Annotated in this window: 21 protein-coding genes and 1 riboswitch; of the genes, 14 read left to right on the top strand and 7 right to left on the bottom strand. The window is 29.1% G+C overall.

All coding sequences use genetic code 11. From position 1 onward, the window contains the following. The first annotated feature begins 145 nt into the window (after nt 1-145). Nucleotides 146-1,015, top strand: a complete 870-nt coding sequence (locus tag B2S02_RS16260) for a cation diffusion facilitator family transporter (protein WP_346876559.1) — start codon at nt 146-148, stop codon at nt 1,013-1,015. A gap of 139 nt (nt 1,016-1,154) precedes the next feature. Here the strand turns inward: B2S02_RS16260 and B2S02_RS16255 are convergent, their stop codons facing one another. Continuing rightward, a complete protein-coding gene (locus B2S02_RS16255; RefSeq protein WP_346847494.1) occupies nt 1,155-1,313 on the bottom strand; it encodes a DUF1540 domain-containing protein in 159 nt (52 codons plus the stop codon). Nucleotides 1,314-1,413: 100 nt separating this feature from the next. Then, nucleotides 1,414-2,022, bottom strand: coding sequence for a rubrerythrin (gene rbr / locus B2S02_RS16250; protein WP_346847493.1), 609 nt, complete (start codon nt 2,020-2,022; stop codon nt 1,414-1,416). A gap of 372 nt (nt 2,023-2,394) precedes the next feature. Here rbr and nrdD point away from each other — a divergent pair, with 372 nt between their 5' ends. The 10 genes from nrdD to B2S02_RS16200 all read left to right on the top strand — a co-directional run bounded on the left by nrdD (nt 2,395) and on the right by B2S02_RS16200 (nt 13,118). After that, a complete protein-coding gene (gene nrdD / locus B2S02_RS16245) occupies nt 2,395-4,638 on the top strand; it encodes an anaerobic ribonucleoside-triphosphate reductase (RefSeq protein WP_346847492.1) in 2,244 nt (747 codons plus the stop codon). 14 nt (nt 4,639-4,652) lie between these two features. Then, on the top strand, nt 4,653-5,147 hold the full coding sequence (gene nrdG, locus B2S02_RS16240) for an anaerobic ribonucleoside-triphosphate reductase activating protein (protein WP_346847491.1): 495 nt from the start codon (nt 4,653-4,655) through the stop codon (nt 5,145-5,147). Nucleotides 5,148-5,184: 37 nt separating this feature from the next. Continuing rightward, nucleotides 5,185-5,640: a dUTP diphosphatase gene (locus tag B2S02_RS16235; protein ID WP_346847490.1), complete on the top strand. Its 456-nt coding sequence runs from the start codon at nt 5,185-5,187 to the stop codon at nt 5,638-5,640. Between the two features lie 89 nt (nt 5,641-5,729). Further along, entirely contained in the window at nt 5,730-6,254 is a 525-nt protein-coding gene (locus tag B2S02_RS16230) for a hypothetical protein (protein WP_346847489.1), read from the top strand. Between the two features lie 229 nt (nt 6,255-6,483). Beyond that, nucleotides 6,484-7,668, top strand: a complete 1,185-nt coding sequence (locus tag B2S02_RS16225; RefSeq protein ID WP_346847488.1) for an AI-2E family transporter — start codon at nt 6,484-6,486, stop codon at nt 7,666-7,668. Nucleotides 7,669-7,890: 222 nt separating this feature from the next. After that, nucleotides 7,891-8,499, top strand: coding sequence for a hypothetical protein (locus B2S02_RS16220; protein ID WP_346876557.1), 609 nt, complete (start codon nt 7,891-7,893; stop codon nt 8,497-8,499). 267 nt (nt 8,500-8,766) lie between these two features. Next, on the top strand, nt 8,767-10,059 hold the full coding sequence (locus B2S02_RS16215; protein ID WP_346847486.1) for an HD-GYP domain-containing protein: 1,293 nt from the start codon (nt 8,767-8,769) through the stop codon (nt 10,057-10,059). Nucleotides 10,060-10,114: 55 nt separating this feature from the next. Continuing rightward, complete coding sequence (locus B2S02_RS16210; RefSeq protein ID WP_346847485.1) at nt 10,115-10,648, top strand: DUF5317 family protein; 534 nt, start codon at nt 10,115-10,117, stop codon at nt 10,646-10,648. A gap of 260 nt (nt 10,649-10,908) precedes the next feature. Beyond that, a complete protein-coding gene (locus tag B2S02_RS16205) occupies nt 10,909-11,799 on the top strand; it encodes an ABC transporter ATP-binding protein (protein ID WP_346878244.1) in 891 nt (296 codons plus the stop codon). Between the two features lie 8 nt (nt 11,800-11,807). Continuing rightward, nucleotides 11,808-13,118, top strand: coding sequence for an ABC transporter permease (locus B2S02_RS16200; protein WP_346847483.1), 1,311 nt, complete (start codon nt 11,808-11,810; stop codon nt 13,116-13,118). 70 nt (nt 13,119-13,188) lie between these two features. Here B2S02_RS16200 and B2S02_RS16195 read toward each other — a convergent pair whose 3' ends face one another. Together B2S02_RS16195 and B2S02_RS16190 are read right to left on the bottom strand one after the other, a co-directional pair. Continuing rightward, the gene (locus tag B2S02_RS16195; RefSeq protein ID WP_346847482.1) at nt 13,189-13,344 is read right to left on the bottom strand and encodes a hypothetical protein; all 156 of its coding nucleotides are present in this window, start codon (nt 13,342-13,344) and stop codon (nt 13,189-13,191) included. Nucleotides 13,345-13,458: 114 nt separating this feature from the next. Continuing rightward, nucleotides 13,459-14,193 (bottom strand): DUF3784 domain-containing protein, encoded by a 735-nt coding sequence (locus B2S02_RS16190; protein WP_346878245.1) that lies wholly within the window; start codon nt 14,191-14,193, stop codon nt 13,459-13,461. 238 nt (nt 14,194-14,431) lie between these two features. After that, nucleotides 14,432-14,603, top strand: a riboswitch (Lysine riboswitch). A 141-nt stretch (nt 14,604-14,744) separates the two neighbouring features. Here B2S02_RS16190 and lysA point away from each other — a divergent pair. Next, nucleotides 14,745-16,052, top strand: a complete 1,308-nt coding sequence (lysA, locus tag B2S02_RS16185; protein WP_346921033.1) for a diaminopimelate decarboxylase — start codon at nt 14,745-14,747, stop codon at nt 16,050-16,052. A 114-nt stretch (nt 16,053-16,166) separates the two neighbouring features. Here the strand turns inward: lysA and B2S02_RS16180 are convergent, their stop codons facing one another. Next, nucleotides 16,167-16,388 carry a DUF2922 domain-containing protein gene (locus B2S02_RS16180; protein ID WP_346878246.1) on the bottom strand — a complete coding sequence of 74 codons (222 nt, stop codon included), beginning with the start codon at nt 16,386-16,388 and terminating at the stop codon, nt 16,167-16,169. A gap of 58 nt (nt 16,389-16,446) precedes the next feature. Continuing rightward, nucleotides 16,447-16,671, bottom strand: a complete 225-nt coding sequence (locus B2S02_RS16175) for a DUF1659 domain-containing protein (RefSeq protein ID WP_346921032.1) — start codon at nt 16,669-16,671, stop codon at nt 16,447-16,449. 189 nt (nt 16,672-16,860) lie between these two features. Here B2S02_RS16175 and B2S02_RS16170 point away from each other — a divergent pair, with 189 nt between their 5' ends. Both B2S02_RS16170 and hisS read left to right on the top strand, forming a co-directional pair. After that, nucleotides 16,861-17,919, top strand: coding sequence for a P1 family peptidase (locus B2S02_RS16170; RefSeq protein ID WP_346876550.1), 1,059 nt, complete (start codon nt 16,861-16,863; stop codon nt 17,917-17,919). 353 nt (nt 17,920-18,272) lie between these two features. Further along, nucleotides 18,273-19,589 (top strand): histidine--tRNA ligase, encoded by a 1,317-nt coding sequence (gene hisS, locus B2S02_RS16165; RefSeq protein ID WP_346847476.1) that lies wholly within the window; start codon nt 18,273-18,275, stop codon nt 19,587-19,589. A 95-nt stretch (nt 19,590-19,684) separates the two neighbouring features. Here hisS and arsM read toward each other — a convergent pair whose 3' ends face one another. Then, complete coding sequence (gene arsM / locus B2S02_RS16160; protein WP_346876549.1) at nt 19,685-20,476, bottom strand: arsenite methyltransferase; 792 nt, start codon at nt 20,474-20,476, stop codon at nt 19,685-19,687. Between the last annotated feature and the right edge of the window lie 24 nt (nt 20,477-20,500).

The following is a 20,500-nucleotide window of genomic DNA, read 5'->3' as shown; positions in this document are numbered from 1 at the left end:
AAACTCACAAATTAAGGGTAACTGAGTATTATAATAATATACTTTATCTGGTGTATGGCCATATTATTGTTGATTTCCGATATTAAGGAAAAAGATAATAGTGGTTCAACATTAGACTAAAGTCAATTGATAATGGAGGAAATTTATGGATGAAAGAACAAGTATAGGTGTAGGAGTTAGTAAAAATACAATCTTAGTTAATGCCATTTTAGGAACAATTAAAGTATTGGTAGGTATTATGTCTAGTAGTAATGCGATGATTGCAGATGGTATCCATTCTTTTTCTGATGTGATTAGTACTATAGGAGTAATAATAGGACTAAAGCTTTCCAATAAACCTGATGATAAATGCCATCCTTATGGACATGAAAGAATTGAAAGTATTTCTTCTTTGTTTTTATCTATAATGCTTTTTGTGGTTGCTATATCTATAGGATATTCTGGTATTAAAAATATTGTTTTAGGAGAAATAAAGAATCCAGGAATCCTTGCTATTTGGGCTGCTATATTGTCTATTATCGTTAAAGAGTGGATGTATTTTTATACAATAAAATATGCTAACAAAATAAATAGTTCTGCTCTCAGAGCAGATGCTTGGCATCATAGATCAGATTCTTTTTCTTCAGTGGGAGCTTTAATTGGAATAATTGGAGCTAGAATGGGATGGCCAATTTTAGATTCAGTAGTTGCCATAGTTATTTGTGTTGTAATTATAAAAGTAGCCTGTGATGTATTAAAGCAAAGTGTAAATCAATTAATAGATACTTCTGCAGATGAAGAAATTATAAGTGATATCAATGAAAAACTTCAGACTATTGAGGGCGTAAGACATATTGACAGTATAAAAACGAGACAACATGCTAATAGAGTATATGTAGATGTAGAAGTGTCTGTAGATTCAAAACTTACAGTAGAAGAAGGACATGACATAGCAATAAACATACACCATGGTGTCGAAAAAAATAATAATATTAAGCATTGTATGGTTCATATTAATCCTTATAAGTATAATTAATATGAACATTAAATTAAAACGATGGATTATATTTGACCTAAATAATTTTTTGACTTAAATAAGAGTAAAAATACTATATGCAATATAATTTTATATTGCATATAGTATTTTTTAGTAAGGGGTTACGTTTAATTATATTCTATTTAAGTTCAAAAGATTGGCAGTCTGTACATTCAACTACTGTAGGATTTTGTTCATGAGTTCCTACTTTAATTTGATTTAATGTACAGTAGTTTTCGTTACGATTATTGTACTTGCAGTTGTTGATTGTACATTTAATAGATTCATTTTTTTCCATTTAAATTCACTCCTTAAAAAGTTTTTGTATTAACTACAAAGTTAGTATGGCTTTTATATTTGTTATTATTCCTTGTAATGTTTATTAAAAATATAAAAATTTATTTTGTAGTGTAATTAGAACCAAATTGAGAACGGCAGAATTCTATGAAATAGCCTTGAGGATGTAGACAAACAGGACAAGCTTTAGGAGCTTCCTTCCCTTCATATATATATCCACAATTAGTACAAAACCATTGAATTGATTCATCACGTCTAAATAAAGTCTCTTCTTCTAATTGCTTAGCAAAATAATTAAATCTATCTCCATGAATTTTTTCTACAGAAGCTATGTTGCTAAATAATGTAGAAATAGCATTAAACCCTTCTTCTTTAGCAATTTTAGAAAAATTACTATAAACATCATCGTATTCTTCATACTCATTGTGATGAGCAGCTTTTAACAATTTTAGAGTTGAATCATATAAGTCTACAGGATATGCACCATTTCCTATTTCTATATTATTTCCAGCTTCTTCTTTTAATTTTTGATAGAATTGATTAGCGTGAGCCATTTCTTGGTTTGCAGTATAATTAAATACTTGCTCAACTATGTAAAGTCCCTCTTTTTTTGCAAAGCTTGCAGCAATAGTATATCTATTTCTTGCTTGACTTTCACCAGCAAAGGATCTCATTAAATTAATGCGAGTTTCACTATCTTTAAAATTCATTTTTATTACCTCCAAATTTTTAAATCTTATTACTAAGTTTCCAAAAGTAGAGTAATTTTATTCATAACTTTTAAAAGTAAGTTAAAGCAAGAGTTAAATTGATACGAGAACATTATCAGAGTTAGCTTATATAAGTTGAAATAGTATGTACTTAGAATCTGATAAAGATAAAGAGAGTATGAAGTAGAATTAAATGTTAATACAGTAGGTATATGTACATTACTTCAATTTATAGACATTGATTTAAAATAGAGTGAAAGATATAATAAATCTATCTGTGGTTTTATATTTTCATAGCCCATGAAAATATGAAAAATTTACTGCTAAGGGACAAAAGTAGTAATTAAAAATTTCAGGGAAGGTAGGAATAATATGAAATTAAGTATTATTAAAAGGGATTCAAGAGTTAAAGACTTTGATATGGAGAGAATACATATAGCCATTAAAAAGGCTTATGAAGAAGTCCATGGAAATGACTTTGTGTTTAAAGAACATTGGAGTGACTTAGAAATTAACATAGAAAAAACTATTATAGAGTTAGGAAAAGAAGAGCTGTTTATTGAAGAAATTCAAGACATAGTAGTTAAGGCTTTAAATAATAAAGATAAAACTGTATCAAAGGCCTATGAAGATTATCGTGAAAAGCGTAGAATTGCAAGAGATACTAATGGTGATACATATAAAAAATTAGATAAGGTACTTCAATGCTCTGATATTATGAACTCCAATGCTAATGTGGACGAGCATAGTTTTGGTGGTCGTAAATTTGAAAGTGCAAATGTAATATTAAAAAGGTATACCCTAGATAAGGTAATAAAGCCTGAAATAGCAAGGGCACATATTGAAAATAGATTATACATACATGACTTAGATAGTTATGCTACGGGAATGCATAATTGTAGTTTCCCAGATATAAAGAAACTAGTTAACAATGGATTTATTACTAGAAATGGGGATGTAAGAGGAGCTAATGGACTATCTACAGCATTTCAATTAGTAGCAGTAATATTCCAAATACAAAGCCAAGAACAATTTGGAGGTACAGGAAGTTGCCATATAGATTATGATTTAGAAGAGCAGGTGGATATATCTTTCAAAAAGCATTTTTCTGATGCACTTTTTTACTTTGAAGATAAAGAATTAAGCTGGAAAGAGTTAGATTCTGAGATATGCGTAGAAAATAAAGAAGAGCTAAAGAAGAAATATCCTAAGCTAACAGCTTTTGCATTAAGAGAGTTAGATAGAGAGGGTATGCAATCAGCTCAAGGCTTATACCATAATCTGAATACACTAGAATCAAGACCAGGTTCCCAAGTACCATTTACATCTATAAATTTAGGAAGAAGAACTACAGTTGCTGGTAGGATGCTTACTAGATGGCTTATGCTTGCTAGTATAGATGGAATAGGAAAACATCATAAAACAAGTATATTCCCAATAGCAATCTTCCAATATAAAAAAGGGGTTAATGATACAGAAGAAACTCCAAATTATGACTTAAAGAAGTTAGCTATAGAATCTATGTCTAAAAGAATATATCCTAACTGGGTAAACTGTGATTGGAGTAAGAATGTAGAAGATTTAAGTAATCCGGATACAGCTATGGCAACTATGGGATGTAGAACCTTAGTTGGATTTGATAGACATGGTATGGGATATTCAAAGGTAGGAAGAGGAAATGTTACTCCAGTAACAATTAACTTGGTAAAAATAGGTATAAAACATGGGATATGTTTAGGAGAAAGAGAAGAAGCTAATCTTGAAGGTTTTTGGAATGAATTAAATGAGCTTTTAGAACTTTCAGCTACAGCCTTAGTAGATAGATTTAAATATATATGTTCACAAAGTGCTAAATCAGCCCCTTTCATGTATAGAAATAAAAGTATGTTAGGTGGAGAATATGACTCAGACACTTGTATTTATGATGTAATGAAACATGGAAGCCAAGCTATAGGATATGCAGGTATTGCAGAAATGTGTCAAGCTCTCTTTGGAAAAGATCATGGTGATGATAAGGATGTTCATAAGTTTGCATTATCGGTGGTAGAAAGAATTTCAAGGTTTGCAGAGGAAGCTTCAGAAAGATACAATTTAAACTTTGGTTGTTATGCAGCGCCAATTGAGTCTACTTGTGGAACTATAATAACAGGAAATAGAGAAATTAAAGGTTTAAGGGATGAATTTGGAATTATAAAAAATGTAACGGACAGGGAGTGGATAACTAATTCACATCACATACCAGTTTGGAAAAATATAGATGTATTTACTAAGTTACAACTTGAGGCTCCATTTACTAAGTACCCTACTTCAGGATGTATAACTTATGTAGAGTTAGATAGTTCAGTAGTAGAAAATCCAAAAGCAATAGAGCAAATCATAGATTATGCCTTTAGCTTAGACATTCCGTATTTAGCTTTCAATTTCCCTATAGATACTTGCTTAAAGTGTGGCTATCAAGGAGAATTTAATGATAGATGTCCAATTTGCCATAGCGAGGAAATAGAACAACTTAGAAGAGTTACAGGATATTTAACTACAGATTATCGCAACTTCAATAAAGCTAAGCAAGCTGAAGTTAAAGAAAGATTTAAACATAGTACTATAACTAAGCTATAGGAAGGAAAATAAAATTGATTGATACTATAAGATTAATAGGATATAATCCTTGTTCTTTAAATGAGGGAGTAGGTCTTAGGGAAGTATGCTATATAGCGGAATGCACTCATAAGTGTCCAGGATGCCAGAATGAAAAGTATTGGTATGAAGAGGGCGATTTATATAAAATAGATGAGGTTGTAGATAAGCTTACTAAAAATCCAATTACAGATATAACTATAAGTGGTGGAGATGGGCTAACTGTTCAGTATGAAAATACTCTAGAATTACTTAAGAGGTTAAAAGAAAAATGTAATAAAAATATATGGTTATATACAGGATATACTTGGGAGCAGTTATTTTCATTGAATAAAGCTGAAGTTTTAAAATATATAGATGTAATTGTAGATGGAAGATTTGAAATAAGCGAAAGGGATGTAACTCTAAAATTTCGAGGAAGTAGCTCACAAAGAATTATAGATGTTAAAGAAAGCCTTAGGGAAAATAATGTTAAAGAATTTAAGTTATAAAAATTAATATAAGAGCATTAGAAAGAGGAGAGACGCAATGAGAACAAGAGGATTTGAAATAGTTACAGATGAGAAAAGAAAGCATCCACAGGAAGACATACAGTTACCAACAAGGGGAAGCAAGCATGCTATAGCCTATGATATATATTCACCTATAGATGTAGTTATAGAGCCTATGGGTAAGCAATTAATATGGACAGATGTAAAGTCATATTTTCAACCAGGGGAAGCTTTGATTATTAATGTTAGAAGTTCTATGGGAAGTCATCCAGTTTTAATGGCTAATGCTCAAGGCTGGGTAGAGTGTGACTATTATAACAATCCTAAGAATGATGGAAATTTGGGAATAAATCTTTTAAATCTAGGAAAAGAGCCTTATATAATTAAAAAAGGTGATAGAATAGCTCAAGCTATGTTTATACCTTTCTTAGTAAGTGATAACTGTAATACTGAAGAGGAAAGAATTGGAGGTTTTGGTAGTACAGGTAAATAATAAGTTTTAATTGGTGTATTTATTCTTTAGAACAAGGGCACTATATTCTTAATCTTTTATTAACGCTTATAAAGGTAGGGATATGGCAAATGAAAAGAACTATGATAACAGTAGTAAGTTGGACTTTAATTATTTCAGCTATTTCTATGGTATATTTTTTTAACATTATTGAAAGAAAAGAAAATGAACCATTTGTAGAAGCTATGGTAAGTGATAATTTATTAGTTAATAATAAAATCATTGAGCATATAGGCTTAGCAGAAGAAGCTTTAAAGGAGTTCGGGGCTATGAGTAGTGAAGAAGCTGCAAAGCTTTGGGCAAAGGGAATGATGACTAGAAATGGAGTACTTCAATACGCTGTTATGAATAAGGAACTTCAGCAAGATTTTAAAAATCATCTTTCTAATGAAAATAATACATCATGGGTAACAGGGACTTCAAGTCCATGGATTACTAGCTATGAAATCATAGACCAAGTTGATGTAAGTAGCAAGGTTAAATTGCATAAGATAAAATTCAATTTAACTACAGCAGAGGGCAATGAGAAACCAGTCTATAACACATTAACTATAATGTACAATAATAATAAATGGGCTATTTCAAGTATAAGGTAGATTAACTTTGTAGATAAATATATTATAAAGAAGTTCTTATTTATGGCGATATATAAGAACTTCTTTTGTTTCGAGGTTTATTGTAGTAAATAAGCTTAAGAAATAGTATAATTGTGTAGCATAAGTTAATAATGTGGAAATAAACAATAAACTTAAGTATTAAATAAGTAATGTTGATATATAATTTAGAACATAGAAAAATTTAAAAAGTAAAATAAGGGAGACAATTATGAAAATAAAACTAAACTCCAATATTGCTAAAAGAACTATATCTAATATTATTGTAGTTTCAGTAGGGATTATACTGTTTTTTATAATAAAAAATCTAGGAGGTATTTTTAATAAAGTAGGAGAAGTAATTAAACTATTAATGCCATTTATATATGGTTTTTCTATGGCATATTTATTAGCTATACCATTAAAGTTTTTAGAAGATAAAGTTCTTAAATTTATGGACAAGAAAAATCAGTACAAAGCAAAAAGGTTTATTTCAATAACTATTACATATATATCTGCAGCTATATTAATTAGTATTGTATTTTCTATATTAGTTCCAGAGCTGAGTCGTAGCATATATACACTTTTAGAAAATATACCTGACTATATTAAGGCTCTAGAGGAATACATAAATAATATAGTTATAGCTTTAAATTTAAATGGTGATATGGTAGAAGATATAGTAAAAGATTTTAATAGCATATCTAAGTATATAACAAGTATTGCAGGCACAGCAGTGTTAGATTTATTCCAATTCTCTGCTAATATTACTCAATATATACTAAACATATTTATAGCAACAATTATATCTATTTACTTATTAGCAGGAAAAGAAAAATTTTTTGCACAGATTAAAAAATTCTTATATGCTATGTTACCGGAGAAACCTGTAAAATATGTAATAGAGCTCACTAGGTCTAGTCATAAAACTTTCATAGGTTTTCTTGGTGGTAAGTTGTTAGATTCATTAATTATAGGAATCATATGCTTTGTGGGTATGAAGATATTTAAAATGCCATATCCACTTCTTGTAAGCTTTATAATAGGAATAACTAACATTGTCCCGGTATTTGGACCATTTATAGGAGCAGTTCCTAGTGTTATAATTATATTTATTGCTAGTCCAATTAAGGCATTATGGTTTATATTATTTATTTTAGTGCTTCAACAGTTTGATGGAAATATATTAGGGCCTAAGATTTTAGGAAACTCCACAGGATTGACTGCATTTTGGGTAATGTTTGCCATACTTTTAGGAAATGGATTATTTGGAGTGGTAGGAATGATATTAGGAGTTCCAACATTTGCTGTGATTTATTCAATTATAGTAAGTGTAATTAATAATGTACTAAAGGAAAAGGGATTGCCAGTAGAAGCTAAGGAGTATGCAGCTCCAGAAAATAAAATTAAATTTTAGAAAATGTACATTAATATGTTGAGATATGAGGTAGATCTATATCTCAACATATTTTTATTTTATAGTCTTAAGTTTGTTACAAATTCTAGTAAAAAATAATCCATATTTCAATAATAATATAATGTTAAGAACACATTTCAAAATAATTACAGATATTAATATTGTTAATAAAGGAAATATGATGTATAATTTAACTGAAAATATAAAAATGAGGTGTTAATTATGGATTTTATGTCCTTTGAAGATGTTATAGCGAAAATTCAAGGTGTAACTCATAGTAAAGTAGTATATAATGAGGATGAAGTAGAAGAGGTTCATATAATTGCAAATACTACAAGATCACCTAAACAGATTGTAAGAGACATCGAATCAGCACTTCTTGCGATATTTAATTATAGAATAAATAGAAAATTAATTAGTATAGCTCAAATAGATACTGGGGAAACGAAGTCTATAAAGAGAATTAGATATGAAGGTATTTCTTTAGAAGTTAAAGATAATAACGTAAGATGTGAAATTAGATTAAATATGGATGATGATGAGTATACGTCTACGCAAACTGCAATTGGAACAAGTATTAATAGACTTAAGGTAGTAGCTAAAGCTACTGTGTCAGCTGTAGAAGAAATAATTGGACAAGTCTCTGTTTTTGATGTAGAGGATATAGTAGTAAATTCAATTAGAAATATATCCTATGTAACCGTTATTGTAAATATGATAAATGACATTGCAGAAGAAGTTCTAATAGGAACTGCCATTGTAAGAAATGATGTAAATGAGGCAATAGCAAAGGCCACTCTTGATGCAATAAACAGAAGAATAGAAAAATAGTTAAACTGGTTTAATGGCCGATTATATTTAAATTATATTTAAGTTTTATTTATCTTCCCTTAGCGGAGTGGAAATTATGACAGATTTTTAGCGGATCTTTGTTAATTTGCATATAAGGGGGATTTTATAATGAAAAACATGAAAAAAGTTATGCCAGCTTTAATAGCTTTACTAGCTTTAGCAATGGGTGGTGGTTCAACTATCACTTGGATATTTTAATAGTTAAGATTAATAAATAATCGGCCTTAAATATATCGGAGGAATAAGATGAATAATATATCTTTAAAACAAAAAAGATTTTTTATTTTAATTTATTTAGTTACTGTAATTTCTTTTGTAATTCCTATAATGAATGGGAAAATGGAAATTGAAGTTGGTAATTTTACAAATATTATAGTATTCATAATTTTAACAGCAATTACAGAATCATTTACAGTATCATTTAAGAATATGTCTTTTAGTACAAGTTTTGCTGTAACTATAGCTTCCTTTGTGTTATTTGGAACGTTTGAATGCATTATAATTCTTATATTAGGATTTTTATGTAGAGTAATTAAGGTTGATGAAAATATATATGGATATAAGTATAAACATGTATTTAATACTCCACTATATGGAACAATATTTAATTGTTGTGCGTTAATATTACCAGTTGTAGTTGGTAATTTTTTTTATAAAACCTTAGGTGGACAATTTAGTCTAAGCTTTATAGTTAGCAATATAGGACCATTGATAGTATTTTGTTTTGCTTTCATAATAGTTAATAGTTTAATAATGTCTATATTAATGTCTATAGTTACAAATAAGAATGTAGTATTCTGTTTTACGGGTAATATAAGAATGGGAATATTAAATTCTGTAGTTATGATTCCAATAGGAATTTTATTAGCACTAGTATTTATTAAGTATGGTTATTTAGGCATAGCATTCATAACATTTCCATTATTGTTAATTAGATATACTCTATTACTATATTCAGATTCAAAATCTCAGTTTATTGATACTGTTGAAGCCTTAATGAATGCAATTGATGCTAGGGATCAATATACAGAAGGACATTCTAGAAGAGTTGCAGAGATATCTGTAGCTATTGGAAAAGAGTTAAAATATAATCAGTGGAGTATTGAAGAATTAAATATAGCTGCTATGCTGCATGATGTTGGTAAAATTGGAGTTAGTGATGCTATTTTAAATAAACCAGGTAAGTTAACGGATGAGGAATTCGATGCAATAAAGGAACATCCGGAGATAGGAATTAAAATAATTAAGGATATTAAAAATATTGATTATGTTTATCCTGTAGTTAGAAACCATCATGAAAGGTATGACGGAAAAGGATATCCAGATGGTAAAAAAGGTGATGAATTACCTTTAAATGTTTACATAGTTCAACTAGCAGATACGGTGGATGCTATGGCATCTGATAGGCCTTATAGGAAAGGACTTTCGGAAAGTATTATTTTAGAGGAAATTAAAAAATATTCAGGTACTCAATTTCATCCTAAGGTGGCAGAAACTTATTTAAGAATTGTAGGAAAGAATGGTGGAAAGTTGCCTTAATATAATAATTAAAAATAATTTAACTTAAAATATTTTACATATATGGGGGATAGACATGTTCTTATTTTCAGTGATTCTTGGAGTAGTATTAGGATATTTGCTAAAAGGAAATATAGAAAATTTAAATAATCTCGAAATTAAAGGATGGTGGCTTATAGCCCTAGGGTTTTTAGTGGAATTTATAATGAAGATTTTTCTTAAATCAGGAAACCTTCAAATTGGAAGTTTAACTTATGTTTTAAATATAGTAATGTATAGTTGTATAATGGCATTTATATATATCAATAGAAAATATAAGATGATTTTAGTGATTGGGATAGGCTTTTTATTGAATATAGTGGTTATATTCGGAAATGGATGTACTATGCCTATTAGTACAAAGGCTATGGACATATTAAATGTAAGTGGACCAGTAGAAACTAAAGGTTTATATTCTATTATTAGTGGAGAAACAAAGTTTAAATTTCTAGCAGATGTAATACCATATAAGTTATGGAAGTATGGGGGTATAGCCAGTATTGGAGATATTATATTATCTATAGGTATCATTGGTATTATAGTAAAGGGAATGAAGCTTAGGGCAGATTAAAATAAATATAAAATTATATATTTAATGCTTATAGAACACCTTTTAGGTGTTTTTGCATATTACATAGAATAATAAAATATAATTGTTGAAGAAGAAAATAGGTATAAATTCAAGTAGTTTCAAGTAAAATTCAAGTTATATTAAAAAAAAGTGTATTGACTACAAATTAACAATAATATATATTTATACCATGGGTAAAAAAGGATTTACATAAAGTTATAACATAACTCAATTGAAAAAATTGATAAGGGGGAGGAAATATGGCGTTAAAGGTAAATAATCTTGCTAAGAGCTATGGTGATAAATTGGTAGTTGATAATTTAAGCTTTTCCATAGAAGAACCGGGAGTTTTTGGATTATTAGGAACTAATGGTGCAGGAAAAACTACTACCATAAGAATGATGCTAGGAATGTTGAAAAAAGATAATGGGACGATTACTTGGAATGAGAAACCGTATAATTCTAAAGAAGTTTCAACAGGATATTTAGCAGAAGAACGTGGTATATATTCAAAATTTACTGTGTTAGATCAATTAATATACTTTGGTGAGTTAAAAGGAATGACTCGCAAGGAGGCGTTAAAAAGTATTGAATATTGGCTTGAAAGATTAGAAGCTACTGAATATAGAGATAAAAGAGCAGAGCAATTATCTAAGGGTAATCAGCAGAAAATACAATTTATTGCAGCCTTAATATCTAATCCAGAAGTACTAATTTTAGATGAACCTTTAAGTGGACTTGATCCAGTAAATACAGATTTGTTTAAAGATATAATTAAGGAAGAAATAGCAAGAGGTAAATATATAATAATGTCAAGTCACCAAATGAGTACTATAGAAGAGTTTTGTGAGAATCTTGTTATACTTAATAAAGGCAAAACTGTGTTAAGTGGTAACTTAAAAGAGATTAAAAAATCTTATGGAAGAAATCACTTAATTTTAAGTTGTGATGGAGATATAAAAGAACTATTGGAAAAAGCTAATATGAAAATTTTAAATGAAAATCAAGATTATATAGAGTTAAGTATTAATAGTGAAGATGAAGCTACAAGTTTACTTAAAGAAATATTAAGTAGAAATATTCAAGTTATTAGATTTGAGCTTAGGGAACCAACTCTTCATGAAATATTTATTGAAAAGGTAGGTGAGTAGAATTGAGTATGGATAATTTCTGGAAGGTTACAAAATTCACTGTAGCTCAACAAGTTAAGGGTAAGGCATTTAAGATTTCTACCACCATAATATTGATAGCGGTGCTTATATTAACATCATTAGTAAACTTTATTCCTGCAATTTTTGGTAAGGATGATGACAGTAAAGAGGCAACTAATGGTAGCAAAGAAATTGGAATAGAGACTGCTTATTATATGAATGACTCTGACCTGAAGGTAGATTTAGAGTCAGGATTAAAAGTAGCTTTTCCAAATTTAAAATTAAAAAAGGCTACAGAAAGTAGAGAGGCTATATTAGAAAAACTTAAAACCTTAGAAGATAAGATGGTTTTAGTTTCTATTAGTAATGAAAACATAGGATATTACGTGGAGGTAATAACACCCACTAGTGATGCTGTGTCTTCAGAGGATGGACAAATACTAGCGGAAACTATATCTAGTATTTTAAATAATAGTAGATTAATTAAGGCTGGAGTATCACAAGAAGAGCTAGTAAAATTATCTACACCTATAAACACTCAAGTATTTACTGCAGGTGATGAGGATGATACCTTGGAAGATATGATAATAAAAATGGTATTTCCTATGGTAGCATGTATGCTACTATTCTATATAATTTATTTTTATGGATATTGGGTTGCCAGTTCTATAGTTGCAGAGAAAACCTCAAGAGTAATGGAATTATTACTTACATCAACTAAACCAATGGAACTTGTTGTAGGTAAGTGTGTTGGTATGGGATTCTTAGCAATAACTCAGTTTGCATCTATATTATTAACTGCCTATATATCCTTTGTAGGAAGTGGAGCTATAGTTAAGAAGTTTATAGATACATCTGCAAATATATTTGATATATCAGCAGTACTTGGAAAAATTCCGGTGATACAAGTGGTATTAATAATACTGTTCTTCATATTAGGATATGTATTGTATGCTATTATAAATGCTTTAGTTGGTGCAACTATAAGTAAGTTAGAAGATTTAAATACAGCTATAATGCCAGTATCATTTATTTCAATAATAGGTTTTTACCTAGCATATGCAGCAATAATGTCACCAGAATCAGTGATAGGAACCATTGCAACCTATGTACCATTTTCAGCACCATTTTATATACCATCTATGATTTTGTCAGAAACAATAGGTATAGTTCAGATGGGAGTTTCATTATTAATATTAATAGCAACAATTGTAGTGTTGACTCTATTTACAGCTAGGGTATACTCTGTAGTAATACTTCATACAGGTAATAGACTAAAAATAAAAGATCTATTCACCATATTTAATAACGAAAAATAGTATAAGGAAATTATAAGTTTAAAGCTAACTAAGAATAAAATTGTAAAAGATTATTCCTAGTTAGCTTATCTTATCTAAAGATAGTATGAGTAGAAGGTTCATTTTCTCCATATGGAGAATGCTCATTAGCTTTATTTTTAACACCTTCTTGGTATTTAGGGGATATTGGATCAGATTTTAGTGAAGTAGTTTTTTTATTTTTAGTTTTACAAGAATTTTTAGACATAATACTTCCTCCTTAATATAAGTAATATTATCATTTGTAGAATTACATAAAATAATACTAGTAATATATTGTATATATGGTAGTAGTGTTATAGTAAAAATTCATGTTATTGTATTATTTATCTAAGTCTAATTTATTTATAATATCATCATAGGTTGTCTTAGTATTCTTTGAATCTTTATAGTTAATGTAATAATGGGAAGGGCTTGAGTCCAATATGATTTCAATGAAGGGACCCTCTTTGCTAGCTAAGAATAGCTTAGCTTTAATATCATTCTCTAGACTATAATTTCCTTTTTGGATTCTACCCATACCTATGCCGCCTGTCCTAATATGAATTTTAGGCATTTCATCTACTAGGGAAACACTTTTTATTTTATCCTTTGGAATTGAAGCATTAACTCCACTAGATATTTTTATAGAAGTATCAGTGATTGTTACTTTAGTTGAGGAATAACCAATAGCCATTATAGGTATACAAGTTATCAGCATAATAAATATAACTATTACTAATACAATTTTTGTTTCTTTACTAGAGTTTGGATTATGGTCAAAGCGTTGACAATTATAAATAGAATACAGTAGTACAATTACAGTTAGAACTATAAAAATAGATAAAGAAATATTAAAAAAATAATTTAATATAAATCCGATAATATTCAAACTAGAGATAAAAAAGAATGTTTTACTCATATAATTTCCTAAGGCTTCAATTTCCACATTTGCTTTTTCTTCTTTATTCATAGTGTTGTATCCTGAGATTAGCCAATACCACTTTAATTTACTTATGCATATTCCAATACCAAAGAATAAGGATGCAATAATTAAAAGTACAATATTTATTCCCATATAGATTCCTCCTAAATACAGTATATTATATACAAATTATATGATTAGTTATGAAATATATCAAGAAAATAATGTAATAAATACAAAATATAAGAAGTGAAATTTAAAATGTATATGTTGAGTTAAAAAATATGTTAAATAAGTATTGACTATGTTTGTTGAGTATTATATTATTAAGAAAATTAAAATATTTATCCCAATAAGTATTAAAATTAAATTTAGATAATTAAGAGATGTTATTTAGGGTAGAGGAGCTTTTACCAAAAGTATTCTTGAGAAGTGGGCACACGATGATACAAGAAGAAAGGGGAGAAAAGCCGAAGAGAATAATCTGGCAAGGATATTCTCTGGGATAGTACAAAATATGTGCTATACTGCCACTATGAAAATAGTGGAGAGCTACAAAGTAACACCTGTTGTGTTCATAGTGAATTAAATTGAGCGTGACAAGGGTGTTCCTTTGTCCGCCTTTTTTTATTTTTGGTACATAAGTACCCAAATAAATATTACTCTCATAAACTTATAGTGGGGAGCTGAAAGGAGAATTTACTATGAACTTATTTGGAACAATGAATGTTAAAGAAAACAATCTTTTTGTGGGTGGAATTAATACTTTAGAGCTGGTTAAGAAATTTGGAACTCCTCTTTACGTCATGGATGAAGAGCAAATTAGAGATAACTGTAGAAGATATATGAAAGATATGGGTGCAAAAATAAATGATAACAAAGTAGCCTATGCTGGAAAAGCATTTTTAACTAAGGCTATTGTTCAAGTTATGAAGAATGAAGGCCTATGCCTGGATGTTGTATCAGGAGGAGAAATTTACACTGCTATAGTCAGTGAATTTCCTATGGATAAAGTATATTTTCATGGAAATAATAAAACTATTGAAGAGATAAAACTAGGAATAAAAGCGGGTGTTGGAACCTTTATTGTGGACAATATGATGGAATTGGAGAATATTAATAATATATGTGAGGTTTATGGAAAAACTCAGGATATATTACTTAGAATAATTCCGGGAATTGAGGCACATACTCATGAATATATCAAGACTGGACAGATTGATTCTAAGTTTGGATTTACTCTTTTGGAGGATAATATATTTAGAGTAGTAAAGAGTATAAGTGAGCTTGAGAATATAAATTTAAAAGGACTTCACTGTCATATAGGATCGCAGATATTTGATATAGAACCATATAGAGAAGCTGTAAGGATTATGATTAATTTAATGAATAGTATTAATAATCATTTTGAAATTACTATGACAGAACTTAACCTAGGTGGAGGTTTTGGTATATATTATGGTGAAGGTGACGATCCCAAAACTATAGAGGAATATTGTGCTGGAATTTTAAATGAAGTAGAGAGTTGTAGTAGAAAATTACAGATGAAAAATCCTAATATAATAATAGAACCAGGTAGAAGTATAGTTGGAAATAGTGGAATCACTTTATATACTATTGGAGGAGTTAAAGAAATTCCTAATATTAAAAAATATGTATCTGTAGATGGGGGAATGACAGATAATATAAGACCATCATTATATAGTGCACAGTATCAAGGATTAATAGCCAATAATGTAGAAAATAATGAAGAAGCTATGGTTACTATTTCTGGTAAATGTTGTGAATCAGGAGATGTATTAATTAATGATATAAGTCTTCCAAAGGTAAAAAAAGGTGATATATTAGCAGTGCTTTCTACAGGAGCCTATTGCTATTCCATGAGTAGTAATTATAATAAGATTCCTAAGGCACCAGTGGTTTTAGTTGGAAAATTAGGACCAAGGCTCATATGTAAAAGAGAAACCTACGAAGATATGTTAAGAAATGAATTAGATTTAGACATTATATAGTAATTAATTTTAGCTTATAACAAGAGATACAGGTGAAAGGAAATGAAAATATAAAAAGGGAGTGATATAAACACGGGGATACTAAAAAAGTATCCTCGTGTTTATCACTCCTTTTTAGTTACCTACTGGGTGTTCAGTAGCGCTAGTATCTACAGTTACAGCAGAAGTTTTAGAAACTAATTTTCCATTTTTGCTTTTAAATATTTCAGTTGATATAATATAGTCCATTATATTGTTAATTTCTGTAGGTGATATACTATCTTTAACAGAGTTAACTGTAAGATTAAATTTATTTTCCGTTTCATCCTTAAAGGTCATAACTAATTTTTTTTCCATTATTAATCCTCCTTATTTTTTAGAATTATAATTATGAGAGAGTAGAAATTTTTTATCTTTAGCCTTCATTCAAAGTATAATCATCTAGTTTTTTAATTTCTGTAGGTTCACTTATTAGTACAGATCCAATTACTATGCCTAAATTGTAGACCTCTTCATCAGTAGCAGATCCACTTACCTTTGAAAACTTTTGACTTTGAATTTTCGGACTATCATCCTGGTTTTGCCCCTTTGTATATTTAATAACTAAGGCTGTATTATTTTTAGTATTTGTTATTGCCATAGTATCAACTCCTTTCAATGAACATATATGCATTTCAAGATAAAAGTGGAAAATAATTATAGAACTTTGAAATTTAGAAAGATAATATAGTAAAATTAAGAAGATGAATATTTAATAAGTCATTATTTAAAAATATATAGATAAGTGTATAGAGTGTTATAATAAGTGATTTGAATTTAGGAGGAAACAATGAAGAGAATTAGAGATTATGAAGTTACTGTAGGAAAATTACCAAGGGGAGAAAAAAATAAAATTACTGATGTAAAAGGAGTAAGGGTAGGTCATGTTACATTAAAAGATGGAGATGTAAACACAGGAGTAACAGCTATATTACCCCATGATGGAAATCTATTCAAGGATAAAGTATATGGAGCTGTTCACGTAATAAATGGTTTTGGAAAGACTGTAGGAACCATACAATTAGAGGAACTTGGAACAATTGAAACACCAATTATGCTTACAAATACTTTAAATGTGGGGACAGTAAGCCAAGGATTAGTCAGATATATGCTTTCAATAAACACTGATATAGGTGTTGAAACAGGAACTATTAACCCTATAGTTGGAGAATGTAATGATGGGTATCTAAATGATATTAGAGGACTTCATGTTAAAGAAGAGCACGTATTTGAAAGTATAAATAATGCATCTACAGATTTTTTAGAAGGAGCAGTAGGAGCAGGAACTGGAATGAGTTGCTTTGGGTATAAGGGTGGCATAGGATCTTCTTCTAGAAAAATAAATATAAAAGATGAAGAATATACACTAGGTGCATTGGTATTATCCAATTTTGGAATCAAGGAAGATTTTATACTTAATAACAATGATATAAAACCTATGTTATATGGGAATAATATAGGTGTAAATATAACTAATACAAACTGTAATATAGATAATTTGGAAAAGGGATCTATTATGATAATTTTAGCTACAGATGCTCCGCTATCACCAAGACAATTGAAAAGAGTGGCAAAGAGAAGTATTGTGGGTATAACAAGATTAGGTTCTTATCTTGGAAATGGAAGTGGTGATATAGCAATTGCTTTTAGTACAGCTAATAAAATTAAACATTATGAGGAATGTGTAACTAGTAAAGTTAATGTAATTAATGAAAATTATATCGACTTCTTTTTTAGAGCAGCTGCAGAAGCGGTAGAGGAGTCAGTTCTAAATTCTCTAATTACAGCCGACACAGTTATTGGTCGAAATGGAAATAGAAGAGATGGGTTATCTAAATCCTTAGATTAATAAACAGGATTGTATATAAGAATTAGAGTATAAGTCACTTAAAATTATTGACATGAAATATATTAAATGATAAATTATTTATAATAGGATTTATTTACACAGGAGATGGTTGTAGTGAAATACTTGTCAAATAGAAAATATGAACATCATCATAGATGCAAGGTCTTATAATTATGGTTTTAAAATTAAGCCATAGATAGGGCCTATTTGTGCGAGGGCAAATGTATCTATGGAGTTATTGAGTTTTATATCTCTAAGGATACTAGTTGTCTTTAGAGATTTTTTTATAGTATGAAAGCTTTAGATTTTCAGATAAATATTATATAAGTTTTATAAATTAAGGAGAGATTGATATGAGTACAAAAATAACAAAGCCTAGTATATTGCCAGGATTTATGGAGCTTACTCCAAGAGAGCAAGTAGCCTTTAATAATGTTTATGATGTCATTAGAAGAAATTATGAGTCTTTTGGATTTCTACCTATAGACACTCCTATAATTGAAAAAAGTGAAGTATTACTTGCTAAAACTGGTGGAGACACAGAAAAGCAAATATATACTTTAACTAAGGGTAGTACAGAGATGGCATTAAGATTTGACTTAACAGTACCACTTGCACGTTATGTAGCTCAACACATGGAAGAAATAGCCTTTCCATTTAAAAGATATCAAATTGGAAAAGTTTATAGAGGTGAGAGGAATCAGAGGGGTAGATTTAGAGAATTTTATCAGTGTGATGTAGATGTAATTGGAAATGGAGCATTAAGCATAGTAAATGATGCCCAGATTCCTAGTACTATATATAAAATATTTAAAGAGTTAGGCTTTGATAACTTTAAAATAAGAATTAATAATAGAAAAATCCTAGATGGATTTTTAAGAAGTTTAAATATAGATAATTATATAGAGGTATTAAGAGTTGTAGATAAAATTGAAAAGATTGGAGAAGCCAAGGTCAGAGAAGAATTAGAGGAATATATAAAAACCAGTGAAGGAATAGATGAGGTTATTAAATTTATAACTATAGAAGGTAGCAATGAGGAGAAGATTCAGTTCTTAAAAAATAGTTCAGTGACCAACGAAAGATTTTTAGAAGGTGTTGAAGAATTAGAAACTGTAAATAAGTATATAAAAGCTTTTGGAATTCCTGATAAAAATTATGTAGTTGACTTTAAGATAACTAGAGGATTAGATTATTATACTGGAACAGTATATGAAACATTCTTAGATGATTATCCAGAATTTGGTTCAGTGTGTTCAGGTGGTAGATATGATGATTTAGCCCAGTTTTATACGGATAAGAAGCTTCCTGGAGTTGGTATATCTATTGGATTAACAAGATTATTCTGGAGTTTTATGGAAAGTAATATTATAGATTTAGATAGTAATTCACTTATAGATGTTTTAGTGATACCAATGGATGAAGATTTTGATTATGGTATTGAAGTTTGTAATCAATTAAGAAAATCTAAAGTTAAGGTTGATATTTACCTTGAAGGTGGAAAGTTTGCTAAAAAAATGAAATATGCAAATAAATTAGCTATACCATATGTTATTATCATTGGAGAAGATGAGAAAACATCTAATAAAATACTTTTGAAAAATATGGAAAATGGTGAGCAACAATTAGTATCTACAGAAGAATGTATTTCAATTTTAAATAGTAGATAATTATAATGGTAGTATTAAAATCTAATAAATGATATAACATTTTTAGTATAAAAATGATTAGAGTCAATTAACTCTAATCATTTTTTATTTAAGTATTATTTAAATGCTTTTATATATGAAGACATTATGTATTCTCCAACTTTAAGATTATGTCCCCACTTTTCCTCATATTCATTAGGAACGGCTTTAGTAGTTATATTAATTTCTTTAAAACCTGAGTTTTTTAAGTATACTTCTAATTCTTCAACTGAAGAAGCACCGGTAACTCACCCACAATATAAAGATTCATCCGCCTTCATGTCCTCTGTAAGTTCCCTCATTAAAACTATATCAGAAATTGCAATACGTCCACCAGGTTTTAGAACTCTATATATTTCATCATAAACCCTTTGTTTATTTGGAGATAGATTTATAACACAGTTAGAAATAACTACATCTACAATGTTGTCTGCTACAGGTAAGTTTTCAATTTCGCCAAGTCTAAAATCTATATTTTTATAGCCGTTTTGAGAGGCTGCCATTCGAGCTTTTCTTAACATTTCATGAGTCATATCAACTCCAATTACAAAACCCGTAGGACCAACTTTTTTTGAAGCTAGAAAACAATCAAATCCACCGCCACTTCCCAAATCTAAAACAGTTTCATTAGGACTTAAGTTAGATATAGAAAGAGGATTACCACAGCCAAGTCCCATATTTACTCCTGAAGGTACAGAGTTTATTTCTTCTTCAGAGTACCCTATTTTATTTGAAATTTCTACTGCGGACTTTTTAAGAGATATTTTACTAGTGCTGCAGCAACTATTTTTATCTATCTTTCCGAGAGCTATGTTTTTATAGCTTTCACGAACAGCATTTTTTATTAGTAAGTTTTTATTTGGATTCATATAAAACTCTCCTTAATTATTTAT

The sequence above is a fragment of the Clostridium sp. UBA7339 genome, assembly GCF_002470865.1.
In the GTDB taxonomy this organism is placed as follows: Bacteria; Bacillota; Clostridia; order Clostridiales; family Clostridiaceae; genus Clostridium_J; species Clostridium_J sulfidigenes.
The sequence above is the reverse complement of the archived record's forward strand: the minus strand, read 5'-3'. Positions and strand labels throughout refer to the sequence as shown.